Source organism: Gracilibacillus salitolerans, from assembly GCF_009650095.1.
Taxonomy (GTDB): Bacteria; Bacillota; Bacilli; order Bacillales; family Amphibacillaceae; genus Gracilibacillus; species Gracilibacillus salitolerans.
Genome location: NZ_CP045915.1, coordinates 3551775 through 3564476, shown reverse-complemented (window position 1 = coordinate 3564476; position 12702 = coordinate 3551775). Strand labels below are relative to the sequence as shown.

14 protein-coding genes are annotated in these 12702 nt (G+C 36.3%); 7 read left to right on the top strand and 7 right to left on the bottom strand.

Features of this window, described 5'->3' with window-relative positions; genetic code table 11:
- Position 1 precedes the first annotated feature (1 nt).
- Both GI584_RS17065 and GI584_RS17060 read left to right on the top strand, forming a co-directional pair.
- On the top strand, positions 2–445 hold the full coding sequence (locus tag GI584_RS17065; RefSeq protein WP_153791967.1) for a hypothetical protein: 444 nt from the start codon (positions 2–4) through the stop codon (positions 443–445).
- A 118-nt stretch (positions 446–563) separates the two neighbouring features.
- A complete protein-coding gene (locus GI584_RS17060) occupies positions 564–1979 on the top strand; it encodes an alpha-amylase family glycosyl hydrolase (protein ID WP_153791966.1) in 1416 nt (471 codons plus the stop codon).
- A gap of 182 nt (positions 1980–2161) precedes the next feature.
- Here the strand turns inward: GI584_RS17060 and GI584_RS17055 are convergent, their stop codons facing one another.
- Positions 2162–2863, bottom strand: coding sequence for an ArsR/SmtB family transcription factor (locus GI584_RS17055; protein WP_100359590.1), 702 nt, complete (start codon positions 2861–2863; stop codon positions 2162–2164).
- A gap of 148 nt (positions 2864–3011) precedes the next feature.
- On the opposite strand from GI584_RS17055, the gene GI584_RS17050 reads away from it, so the two are divergent.
- Both GI584_RS17050 and GI584_RS17045 read left to right on the top strand, forming a co-directional pair.
- Complete coding sequence (locus GI584_RS17050) at positions 3012–3581, top strand: flavin reductase family protein (RefSeq protein WP_228552435.1); 570 nt, start codon at positions 3012–3014, stop codon at positions 3579–3581.
- Positions 3582–4082: 501 nt separating this feature from the next.
- The gene (locus GI584_RS17045; RefSeq protein ID WP_153791964.1) at positions 4083–4991 is read left to right on the top strand and encodes a macrolide 2'-phosphotransferase; all 909 of its coding nucleotides are present in this window, start codon (positions 4083–4085) and stop codon (positions 4989–4991) included.
- A gap of 89 nt (positions 4992–5080) precedes the next feature.
- Here the strand turns inward: GI584_RS17045 and GI584_RS17040 are convergent, their stop codons facing one another.
- Complete coding sequence (locus GI584_RS17040) at positions 5081–6445, bottom strand: MATE family efflux transporter (RefSeq protein WP_153791963.1); 1365 nt, start codon at positions 6443–6445, stop codon at positions 5081–5083.
- A 225-nt stretch (positions 6446–6670) separates the two neighbouring features.
- Here GI584_RS17040 and GI584_RS17035 point away from each other — a divergent pair, with 225 nt between their 5' ends.
- Positions 6671–6907, top strand: coding sequence for a DinB family protein (locus GI584_RS17035; RefSeq protein WP_228552267.1), 237 nt, complete (start codon positions 6671–6673; stop codon positions 6905–6907).
- A 22-nt stretch (positions 6908–6929) separates the two neighbouring features.
- On the opposite strand, the gene GI584_RS17030 is transcribed toward GI584_RS17035, so the two are convergent.
- Positions 6930–7790 (bottom strand): SDR family oxidoreductase, encoded by an 861-nt coding sequence (locus GI584_RS17030; RefSeq protein ID WP_153791961.1) that lies wholly within the window; start codon positions 7788–7790, stop codon positions 6930–6932.
- Between the two features lie 189 nt (positions 7791–7979).
- On the bottom strand, positions 7980–8840 hold the full coding sequence (locus tag GI584_RS17025) for a DegV family protein (protein ID WP_153791960.1): 861 nt from the start codon (positions 8838–8840) through the stop codon (positions 7980–7982).
- Between the two features lie 232 nt (positions 8841–9072).
- On the opposite strand from GI584_RS17025, the gene GI584_RS17020 reads away from it, so the two are divergent.
- Positions 9073–9921: a YitT family protein gene (locus GI584_RS17020; RefSeq protein WP_153791959.1), complete on the top strand. Its 849-nt coding sequence runs from the start codon at positions 9073–9075 to the stop codon at positions 9919–9921.
- A gap of 50 nt (positions 9922–9971) precedes the next feature.
- On the top strand, positions 9972–10811 hold the full coding sequence (locus GI584_RS17015) for a BsuPI-related putative proteinase inhibitor (RefSeq protein ID WP_153791958.1): 840 nt from the start codon (positions 9972–9974) through the stop codon (positions 10809–10811).
- Positions 10812–11042: 231 nt separating this feature from the next.
- Here GI584_RS17015 and GI584_RS17010 read toward each other — a convergent pair whose 3' ends face one another.
- The 3 genes from GI584_RS17010 to GI584_RS17000 all read right to left on the bottom strand — a co-directional run bounded on the left by GI584_RS17010 (position 11043) and on the right by GI584_RS17000 (position 12693).
- Complete coding sequence (locus GI584_RS17010) at positions 11043–11306, bottom strand: NifU N-terminal domain-containing protein (RefSeq protein ID WP_153791957.1); 264 nt, start codon at positions 11304–11306, stop codon at positions 11043–11045.
- A 147-nt stretch (positions 11307–11453) separates the two neighbouring features.
- Entirely contained in the window at positions 11454–11651 is a 198-nt protein-coding gene (locus tag GI584_RS17005; RefSeq protein WP_100359602.1) for a DUF3813 family protein, read from the bottom strand.
- Positions 11652–11838: 187 nt separating this feature from the next.
- Positions 11839–12693 (bottom strand): Cof-type HAD-IIB family hydrolase, encoded by an 855-nt coding sequence (locus GI584_RS17000; protein ID WP_100359603.1) that lies wholly within the window; start codon positions 12691–12693, stop codon positions 11839–11841.
- Positions 12694–12702: the final 9 nt, after the last annotated feature.

Below are 12702 nucleotides of genomic sequence, written 5' to 3'. Positions count from 1 at the left end.
TATGAAGAAATTATGGATCAGTATTTTGCTTCTATTTCTAATTCCTACCACGTTACATGCACTGTCTTGGGCTTATACGTTTGTTGTGTTAGATGGCCGCGTATATGAAGTTACCGATGAACAAATCAATGCTGCTCTTATCAGCAAATCGGTTGGAGAAGTAACCACCCAGGCAGATGACCACACCGGCAAGTTTTATGGCAATGCATCGAATCATTTTCCTATAGGTACAAAGTATTTCAAAATGGAAGGCACAGACATTAACGATGCCATTGCAGTGGAAGAACAAGGAACGTATCTTAAAGCCGAATTTGTCGAACGAGTTCCTTTTCACTGGCGCAACATTCTCTATTATCTCACACCCATTCTTTTTTTAATCGGACTTATTATCATTTACCGAGCACGAGAAAAAGTAAAGAAAAATTATCAAAACTCTCTATCATGATAAGATAGGGAGTTTTTTAGTCACAAAAATTTCATCTTATTTTCTGATTAGGGATTTGACTTTCTTTGATTGTCTAGGATAATAGAAGACGAATATATTTTGAGAAAAGGGGACCATTATGCACTACATAAGAAAAGTATTACTAGTTATGGTTCTATTCCTGTGTTTCATCCCAACTATAACCGTAATGGCAGAAGAACAAACAGGAGAAAGAATCTATTATATCTTAGTAGACCGATATGTAAATGGAGACAGCAGCAATGATATAGAAATTAATATTGATGATCCTACTGCATACCATGGCGGGGATTTACAAGGCATTATCGATAGAGTTCCTAATTTAAGTGAATTAGGGATAACTACACTTAATTTAAGTCCTGTCATGACGGCGGGTTCCTATCATGGTTTTGATCTTTTAGATGCGCAAAGTGTGGATCCGCAGTTTGGGAATATAGCAGAATTGCAAAATTTAGTTGCAGAAGTAGATGAACATGATATGAAAGTTATCCTAGATTTTGTTTTAACTCATGTAGCTGATGACCATGCTTGGGTAAAACAACAGTCTGATTGGGTAGCTGAACCATCTATGAATCAGTTAGATGAAGAATTGCCAACCATTAATTTAGAAAATGAAGATGTACAGCAATATTTCTTAGAAACAGCTGTTTATTGGATCAAGAGTACGGGAATTGATGGGTTCCATGTTTATGTGGATGAACAGACACCACCATCCTTTATTGAAGAACTACGTCAACGGATACAAGCAGAGAAAGAAGATGCGTTTTTAATAGTGGATGGAATAGAAGACGAGAATCAAATCGACCATGATTTTCAAAGGGAAGTGGTTGATATTCTCAAACAACCCGGAAAGTCTCTTGAGCCACTACTTACACAGGAGATAAATGGTTTCCATTACATGGAATCTGCACTTACTTCACGCTTCACGCATGAAACAGTCAAAGAAGGCTTTCATCCTGTCACAAGATGGAAACTTGCCTCTACATTGCTTTATACATTACCAGGATCTTCTTTTGTTTATCAGGGAGTAGAAGTGCCAATGGATAATGGTGTAGATGAACCAGATCACCGCATGGCTGAATTAAATAAAGAGGACGAAGAAATAACTCAGCATTTAGAAAAGTTAGCAGCTATCCGTCAAGATTCCTCTGCATTAAAGAATGGCGATATAGAACTGATAGCCCAAGCAGGTGCGATGTCTGTTTACAAGAGAAGTGCTGAGGATCAAACGATGTATATTGCGATTAATAATGACACCGAAACACAGGTTGCCTCGCTGGAAGGAATTAGTGCGGATATGCAACTAAAGGGATTGCTGGAAGATAACATTGTCAGACAACAAAATGATGGTACATATAGAGTGATTTTAGAACGTGAAACAAGTAATATCTTTGTTTTAGAAGAAGATACTGGGTTTAACTGGTTCTTTATTGCTATGATGATTGTGATTCTTGGTGGGTTCGTAGCGTTTATTGTGGCGATTAGTGTGAAGAATCGGAAAATGCGACAGGAGTAAGTATAAAGACAAGAGTAGACTATAGTTGTTCTTGTAAGGTGGACAAGCCTTGAAATCACATCACAAATAACATATAGTTTCGAAGTATAATTATTGCTAATATTAGTATCTTTATTGACAAGAGAAACGCTTGGATAGTATTTTAATTTTCATATCCAAGCGTTTCGTTATACATTCACAACCTAACTTTCTTCACTAAGGTTATTTTCGTCGAAGTTAAAAAGTTTTTGTAATTCAGCTTTCCCGAATGGAGTTACTTTAACAGCCCGTGTATTGGGCACACGTGTTATCCATTTTCGTTCTAGCATCTGTAATAGCAAAGCATTTCCCAACGCTCCGGCAATATGATGTTGTCGTTCACTCCAGTCTAAACAACAACGCGCATATGCTCTCCGTTTCTTTTCCTGTTCTTCTAGATTTATGCCAAAGTCTTGAAAAAACTTGGAGCCTTCTGGTGTTACTTCAAAGTTTAACTCTACCTTTTTTATATAACCTTGTTCCATTAGAGAATTTGTAATCTGCACACCCAAATAACCAGCTAAATGATCATAACAAGTTCTGGCGAAATGGATTGCCTTTTGTTCTCTGGATTCTCTAAATGAAGTAACAGGAGAGTTAGGCGAAATACTTAACATTTGTTCTATCACTTTTGCCACATCACTATTAATCAACTTATAATAACGGTGTCTTCCGTGTTTTTCCACATTAATAAGGTTAGATTCTAGCATTTTATGTAAATGGAAACTTGCAGTTTGAGGTTTCACTTTTGCAATAGAAGCTAATTCACTTGCTGGGTGGATACTTCCATCCATAAGACTAAGTAAAATAGCTGATCGAGTTGGATCTGATAATAATGAAGCGATTTTAGAAACATTAGGATTCATCATTTTCCCTCCTTACATTCATATTTCGATGATAGTTGAAATTTTAAAGATTTACAATATAAATGTAATTATGTTAAAGGAGGAAAAAAACTTGAATAAGACAACAAATCAGGACACTTTAAGTTTTAAAGAAATCAAGCCTAAAATTATGTATTATGGGACACCAACATTACTTCTTAACACGTTGAATGAAGATGGAACAACAAACATAAGCCCAATGTCTTCGTCTTGGGCACTTGGTGACTGCATTGTACTCGGAATAGGACTTGGAGGGAAGGCTATCGAAAACTTAGAAAGACATAAAGAATGTGTTATTAATTTACCCAGTCCAAACCTTTGGGAAAATGTTGAAAAAATCTCTTCTTATACCGGAAAGAAAGATACCCCCTCTTATAAGCAAGAGATAGGATTCACTTATAAAAAAGACAAATACGAATCATCAGAGCTAACTCCCTTAGAATCAAAAACTGTTTTACCTACTCGGATAAAAGAATGTCCTATTCAAATGGAAGCATTGGTTAAAAATATTCGAATCCCTGAATATAATCCATTGTTTGCAATTGTTGAAGCACAAGTATTACATTTCCATGCAGAAGATAGAATAATACAAAATGAAATCTATATCGATCCATCAAAATGGAGTCCATTAATATATAATTTTAGGCATTACTTTGAACTAGGTAAAGAGGTAGGCAAAACATTCCGTTCAGAAACTTGAAAAATTAAGTCTTAAAGAATAAATAATTGCACATAAAACGTTTGGATAAATATTTTAATCCAAGCGTTTTAAGCTATATGAGAATTAAATTCGTTCTGAAGAGTTTCATAGCTTCACTCTGAAAATAAATTCTTCATATTGCAACATATAGGTACGTCTGTTATAATTTTCATAACTTAAAGGAACGGAGGGTTGCTTAAAAATGGGTATCTGCTATATTAGAATCCGATTTTAATCTTTACGCTACTAATTTTATAGTGTTTAAATGCTCTGCCTGTGTGTAGAGTAATCGGATAGGTCTGCCTATTTTTAAGTAATCATCATAAAAACACAATATATAATTCGTAATGAGTGAACAGGATTCTTTTATTTGAATACGGTTTTCTTGTTATGTCTTTATGGATGATTTTATAACTCACCAAGCGATAATCCGATTATTCAGCACAGGATGGTACACCTGTGTTTTTTTATTTGAAAAATATGACTAGGATGTGATGATAAGTGAGTAAAACCGTACAAGAAGTGATGGACATAACAAGGAAGCAAGGTCTTCCATTGCAAGAGGATTCTTTAGAATTTAATGAATCAGGGCTAGATTTTCAGGTTGTATTTGCAAAAGATCAGGAAGGAGAAGAGTGGACGTTACGCATTCCGAGAAGACCAGATGTAATGCCGAGAACGAAAGTGGAGAAAGAAGCTTTAGATGTAGTGAATGAACATGTATCTACTTTTCAAGCTCCGAATTGGTCGATATATGCAGATGATTTGATTGCATATAAGAAATTAGATGGGATACCCGCTGGGACAATTGATCATGAAATTCAAAATTATGTATGGGAAATTGATATTAACCATGTACCAACTAATTTTCATAAAACATTAGCAATTGCTCTGGCAGATCTTCATACCATTCCATTAGAGAAAGTAGCAAAAGCTGACTTAATTGTACACAGCCCAGAAGAAGCGAGACAGTCTATGATCGAAAGAATGGAGGCTGTGAAGGAAAAATTCGGGGTAGGAGAAGCTTTATGGAATCGTTGGCAAGCATGGGTGAATAATGATGAAATGTGGCCAAAACGAACAGGTTTCATTCATGGAGATATCCATGCAGGTCACCTTTTAATTGATGAGGATGCCAAGGTAACTGGCATAATTGACTGGACAGAAGTAAAGGTAACAGATATATCGACTGATTTTGTAGGTTACTATCAACTTTTTGGTGAGGATGGGCTTATTTCCTTGATCGATGCTTACAAAGAAGCGGGAGGTTATAGCTGGCCATTGATGAAAGAACATATTATGGAATTAAGTGCTGCATATCCAGTAGCCATTGCTGAGTTTGCCTTAGTTTCTGGCATGGAAGAGTATGTGGAAACGGCAAAACAAGCATTAGAGGTTACTGATAAATAGAAGTCTTATTTCTGTCTATAAAAGCAAAAAAGCATACCATTCACTATGTGTACTGGTATGCTTTTTGCCTTGTTAATAGTGAAGATTTGTTATTTCACTACAGATTGTGTTTCTTTTGTAACAAATGCTTTTTTTACCCAAATTCGCGACCGCCATCTTCCTAGCATAAATACTCCTCGAAGCCATTCATCAGCAATAAAGGCGATCCAAACACCTAATAATCCTAAATCTAAAAAGATACCAAAGAACCAAGCAAAGGTAACACTGACTCCCCACATCGAAGCAATCCCAATCACAACAGGAAACTTAACATCTCCAGCAGCTCTTAATGAGTTAATGACGACAAGATTAAATGCCCGACCAGGTTCAAGAATAATCGTAATGAGTAAAAGGAGCATACCTTGTTCAATAATGGCTTCGTCATTCGTGAAAATGCCAAGTAATTGCGAACTGAAACTATAGAAAATAATTGCCATTAATGTGCTGATTACAATGGCTATTTTCAAGCTTTTGATACAACGTTTATAGGCACTTTCTATATCTCCCGCGCCAATCATATGACCGATCAGAATTTGTGAACCTTGGCCTATGGCGATGGAAAATAGGAGAATAAACATCATTAAGTTTTGCACATATACTTTTGTTGTAATCGCAATCGTTCCCATCTGTGCAATAAAGTAGGTGATTGCCATCTGACTAGCATTATATGATAACTGTTCCCCTGCAGAAGGTATGCCAATTTGTAATAACCCTTTCACGTGACTCTTTTCATAACGGAAAAAGGATGAGAAAGGAAGCTGTCGTTCACTACGCCACGCTAAGATAAATAATAAGATAACAAATCCGATAAATCGACTAAGCATGGTTACATAGGCAACTCCTTCGACACCAAGCACCGGAAATCCAAAAGGACCGAAAATAACAAAATAGTTACCAATCACATTTAAAATATTCATCCCGATCGTGACAAACATGGTATCTTTCGTAAACCCATAGCTTCGTAAAATAGCCGAAACTGTCATAATCAATGCTTGAACAAAGATAAAACCACCAACGATGTTCATATAAGTAGAGGCTTCATTCATTAGTTCTACAGGCAAGTCCATCAAACCTAAAATAAAGTCACTGAAAGCAAACAAAATAATACTTAATCCTAATGAAAACCATAAATTTAAACTAATCGATGTTACGGCAATCTTTCCTGCTGTCTTCGGCTGTTCTGCCCCGAGATTTTGTGCAACGAGTATCGAGGCCCCAGCAGCAACAAAGCCAAACATCACAATCACAACAGATAATACTTGATTGGATACACCAACCGCAGCAACCGAATGATCGGAGTACTGACTTAACATCAACGTATCTGCATTCCCCATTAACATATGTAACAAAATTTCAATAAAAATGGGCCATGTTAAGGCAAACAAACTTAATTTTTTCGTCTCTGTCTGATTCATTTTGTTCCTTCTTTCATTTCATTTGTTTCTTAAGGATATTACTTTACACTAAATATTGAAAAAAGGAAACGGTTAAATCTTTTTAATTGGTGAAAAAATCAAGGTTGTTTGTGGTAAAATATTACATAAAATGAGAGGGTGTGACTGGCTTCATGACTTCTTCCGATAGTATTCAAGCATATAACAGTTTAGAAAGAGTAAAGCAATATCATCAAAAATTTAGAAGTGTTGTATGAAGAACTTTCAACCGAGTATTACCACTTTTTTAGTCATCAAAATAATCCCGAGCACACTATCACTGCTGAGCATCCTCAATATGGTCTTTGTGCGTTCACACTTGTTGATCTAGTTCATCATGTCGTTAATCATGGAACATATCATCGTGGAAATATATCAGCGATGCTTCATCAACAAGGTGAACGAGGTGTACCAACAGATTATGTGTATTTTGCCATGAAATGAAAAATGCTTCATTTACTTTGTTTTAAATAATTGTTCCACCATTAACATGAATCGTCTGACCTGTTACATAGCTTGCGTCATTACTTGCTAAGTAGACATATGCTGGTGCAACTTCCGATGATTCACCTGGTCGACCCATTTCCGAATCAGATCCAAAAGTGGCAACTTGATTTTCATCAAAAGTTGCTGGAATAAGTGGTGTCCAGATTGGTCCAGGTGCCACACTATTCACGCGAATTCCTTGTGATACCAGTGATTTTGCTAGTGATTTCGTAAAAGTCGTGATCGCTCCTTTAGTGCTGGAGTAATCGATTAGACTTTCATTACCTTGAAAAGCAGTAATGGAGGAAGTATTTATAATTGCACTTCCTTGTTTTAAATGAGGGAGTGCCGCTCTCGTCAGATAAAAATAACCAAAAATGTTTACTCGAAACGTCTTTTCTAATTGATCATCTGTAATCTTGAGAAAATCCTGTTGAGGATATTGAATAGCAGCATTATTTACTACGATATCTATTTTCCCATGTTCACCTATCACTTTTTTTACTACATCCTGACAAAAATCACTATGAGAGATATCTCCTCGAAATAAATTACATACTCTACCTTGTTGTTCGACCATTTTTTTCGTATCGTTGGCATCTTGATCTTCATCAAAATAGATAATGGCTATATTTGCTCCTTCTTTTGCGAAATGAATTGCAACAGAACGGCCAATTCCACTATCACCACCAGAGATGATCGCTACTTTATCCTTTAGCTTATTACTCCCTTGGTAATTTTCATTTAAGGAAACAGGAAGGGGAGTCATCTTATATTCAAAGCCAGGTTGTCGATCTTGATGCTGCTTAGGTAATACTTCTTTCTTCTGATTTGCTGACATTACTTACACTCCTTGAGACTTTTTCTCCTAGTATGGCAAAAATGAAGAACACCATACGTAAAAATCCCTGCTCCGATTTGGAAGCAAGGATTTTTAAAAGTGTCCAGAAAATTTATGGAAGTGTCCAGAAAGCACCGAAAAGTGTCCAGAAAACACCAAAAAGTGTCCAGTAAAAATTATCAGTACTTTTTATTTTGGGGAATCATTTAAGAAAAATAGAGCGATTGTACCTGGTCCAGCATGAGCACCGATGGAAGAACCAATCATATTAATTTTAATATCTTTGACATTCCATTTTTCACGGATCATGTTTGCGATATGTTCTGCTGTATCAAGTGCATCCCCATGGCTGATCGCGACTACTTGGTTTTCTAGGTCCTTACCACGTTCTTCCATCACTTCGATCATGCGTTTGTACACTTTTTTTGAACCTCTGACCTTTTCTAATGGTATCAGCTTTCCATCTTCCATGTGTAATAAAGGCTTTACTTTTAATAATGTACCAACAAAAGCGGCAGTTTTACTGACACGACCTCCACGGTACAAATATTCTAAGTCATCAACAGTGAAAATATGCTCCATATGTTCATAGTGATACTTACTTACATCGAGTATTTCATCCAAGCCTGTTCCTATTTGAGCTAACTCAGCAGCTCTTAGGACAACAAGTCCATATCCTACTGATGCACACTTGGTATCGACAACATGTAATTTAAAATCAGGATGCTCTTCTTTTACTTCTTGTTCCATTAATTTTGCACCTTGATATGTACCAGACAGTTCGGATGATAAAGTTAAATATAAGACCTGGTTACCTGCCTTGGCATGTTTTTCGAAGGTATCTTTAAAAACTTGTGGACTGACTTGTGCGGTTTTGGGAGCTTTACCTTCTCGCATTGCATCGTATACTTTTTTAGATGAAATCGAAACACCGTCCTCATAATCTTCACCATCTAGTTGGACTGTCAGTGGCAATACTTCGATATCAAATTGATGTAAATCTTCAGATGAAAGATCACAAGCAGAATCTGCAAGAATTTTTACAGTCAATGTAACCCCTCCTTTTTCCTTTTAGATCATGTATGATGATCGTATTTTAGCTTAATATAAGTGTAAGCTTAACGGACAGCTACGTCAAAACAAATTTACAAACTTTTTGGTTAAAAGTACTTGGTTTCTAGGTCAGATTCTAGTATAGTCTATTCTTGTGCAAAAAAGATTATTTAATCATATAAAAGGGTATGGAATCATGTGGATTCCGTAAACAGGAGGGATGAACAGCATGTTTTTAATGGAAGCAAAACGAATAACGATTGTAATAGTTGGTGCGATACTTAACGCCATTGGTCTTAATTTTTTCTTAATTGGTGCAAATGTATATGCTAGTGGCTTTACTGGTATTTCACAAATTTTAGCTACTATTTTTTCTGATTACTTAGGAGTAGAAATTGCAAGTACCGGTATTATTCTATTTATTCTTAATATACCAGTAGCTATTATTGGTTGGTTAATGGTAGGAAGAGGCTTTACGATTTACAGTTTTCTTTCGGTTATTGCTACCTCTTTTTTCTTAGAGGTGTTACCAATTGTTACTTTGTCTAATGATATTCTGCTTAATGCTGTATTTGGTGGAGTTATTGCTGGTGTCGGTGTGGGGATTACCTTGAAATGGGGTGCTTCCACAGGTGGTTCTGATATTATCGCAATGGTATTATCTCGGATGAAGGACAAGCCAATTGGTGGTTATTTAATGGCGATTAACGGGATGATTATCGTTGTAGCAGGTATTTTAAACGAACCGGAGAACGCACTTTATACTTTGGTAGGATTATATGTAACAACTCGTGTTATCGACGGCATACATACTCGTCATGAAAAAGTAACTGCTATGATTGTAACGAAAAAAGCGGATGAGCTGCAACAAGCAATTCATGATACGATGATTCGCGGAATTACGATATTGCCGGTTAAGGGTGCTTATACAAAAGAGGATAAGTATATGTTATATTTAGTTATAACCAGATATGAGTTGTATGATTTAGAACGGATTATCCATGAAGTAGACGAGAATGCCTTTACGAATGTTATTCAGACAGCGGGTGTCTATGGATTCTTCCGACGAAATGATTGAAACCTTTTCTCGTATCAAACGTCTAATCTTTTAAAGGGGGTCGCAGAAATATGAAAAAATATGTCTCTCTCATATCTATTATGTTGATTATTTTGTTGATGGCTTGTGGGACTGATACTAATCAGGAAGATACAGGAGATTCTGAACCGGTGAATACTCCTGTTGATTCTACGGAAGAAGAATCATCTGAAACGGAGGATCTTTCATCTATTATGGAAAATTTAGAATTACAAGTCGCTGCGGAACAACAAGGTACTGGTATTGACTTTACATTTCAGTTAACCAATAAAAATGAGAATACAGTTGACTTGATGTTTACCTCTGGTCAGCAATTTGAAATTAAGTTATACCAAGCAGATAAAATAGTTTATCAATATTCTGAAGGGCAAATGTTTACGCAAGCTATAGTAGAAGAATCATTAGCACCTGGTGAAATGAAAAATTGGACAGAATCTTGGGAAATGTCGCAATCGTTGGATCCAGGTGAGTACGAAGTGGAGATGACTCTCATCCCAGCTGAGGTAAACGGACAGGAAATTGATGGTGAGCCGTTGCAACAAACCATTTCAATCACATTAGAAGAAATGGAAGCTGACAACAGTACGGATGGTCCATTTCGTTCTGTTAAAGCGGAAGGAGCAAATGGTGAATACACGGTTACAGGCGAAGTCGATACCAGTGTTGGAGTAACGTATTACGAGGTAGAGGATGGTCACAATTACTTAGTCGAACAAACAGAAATCCCTGTCGAGGGGGATGGATGGCAGGAGTTTGAAATCAATGTATCGATTGCAGAGGAACTGTTACCACAGAATGGGGCAGTTGTTATGTTACTGTATACGGAAGATCGCTCTGAACAAATGCCAGTACAGTTAGATGTAACGCCATAGGAAGAAGAGAAGGTTAGTGACCTTCTCTTTTTTTACAGACAGAATGTATAAAATTCTATAAAGATTTTTGTGAAAAATCAAAATAATCAACAAATCCAGGCTAAAATAAGCTGAGGTTTGTTGATTATAATTACCTTATCTCCCATTAATTTAAAGAGAAGAGCCATCAACTCCCAAATTAAATGATGAATCGTAATAATAAAGGGAGTCTGTGTTGCCTAGATATTCTTTTTAATAACCATATTTTGTTATTACTTCTTCTACTTTACCGGTAAGCTCGTCCCATTCGACATTCATTTTTTTGTTAACGGTGATAAAGTGTTGGAAGCCAAATACATTATCGACACCTTCTAGCTTCATTAGTTCGTTCAAAATATCATGTTCACTTGTTTGACCAGGCATAACAGAAATACTATTGTTACCTTCAAAAATCATTTTGTCACTAGTGAATTTCATTGCATTTGGATTTGGTGTTGCTTCTACATGAATACTCATAGTCTCTCCTCCTATACGAACTTTACGACAATCATATCAAAATGTAGATGATTATGAAAGCAACAAACATGCAAAGTCGAATGTAAATTATATCAAGATAAGAAAAGAAGGTATACGGGGGCGTATACCTTCTTTAAACAGAGGAGCTTACTTTAGTTCGTTCTGTTGCTTTAATTGGTTCTCTAATTCGCGAAGTTCTTGTTGTTCTTCTGCTGTTGCATTTGTATAGGCAGACTGAATCGCGTTTTGAGCTGCTTGCTTATCTTGTTGGTTGAAATTCCCGTTCGCACGATTCATTAAGCGATTGACGGCATCTCTTGCTTGCTGAAATAATTGGTTTTGCATAATAAATCCTCCTGTCTATTGAATCACTAGGCTTATCAGTTGGATTACCATCATGATCCTTTTTAAATGGTAGTAGAGAACAACTGGGAGCTTCGTTCTTTGATAAACCACCACTGAAACAGATCTTAAGGAAAAAGCATGAACACCAATTTGATGTTCATGCTTATTATGGATTAATCACGCATTTCTATTCAGATAGATCTTTGCCAACCTTAACGTTTGCTTCCAATTTCAAATAATCCACAAGGAAATTGCCGATTCCGTCTTCTTCATTGGTTTTAGTTTGATAATTAGCAATTTGTTTTAATTCGTTTATAGCATTCCCCATTGCCACTCCAACACCCGCATATTCAATCATTTCTAGGTCATTATCTTCATCACCAAAAGCAATAATATTATCTATAGGAATGTGGAAATAGTGTGCGATTTTTTTCAGACCGACAGCTTTGTTAATCCCTTTTCGTACAATTTCAATTATATTCCAAGGCACGCCCCATTTTCTGTGTTCAATTATCGATGCGTGCTTATCATCTAAGTATTGACGTAATTCTGCGATGTGATCGTCCTTAGGGTGGATTAATAACGATGTAGGATCTTCTTCTAAGTGATTTTTTAAGCTTCCAATTGTAATTAAGTCTTGCTGATTTGGCTCTGAAAACATGTCGATAATTTTTTGATCAAATCGATCTAAATACATATTGTCTCGAATTTCTGCAAAAATATTATCGACTTCGAAATCGTAACAAGTTTGAATGATTTTTTTTGCGGTCCGATTTGGTAATGGTGTGTGTAATGCGTCCCATTTATGGTCTGTTGGGTGATGGATAAGAGCACCGTTAAAGTTAACCATCGGAGTCTGTAAACCAAGTTCCTGATAATACGTAATGCTTGCGCGATGCGGTCGTCCTGTGGCGATCACGACTATATGTCCTTCTTCTATTGCTTGTTGAACAATTGATTTTGTATAAGGGCTAATCTTCTTGTGATCGGTCAACAATGTTCCGTCTAGGTCTAACGCGATTAAATGTCTATTTTTTTGCATACATTCACC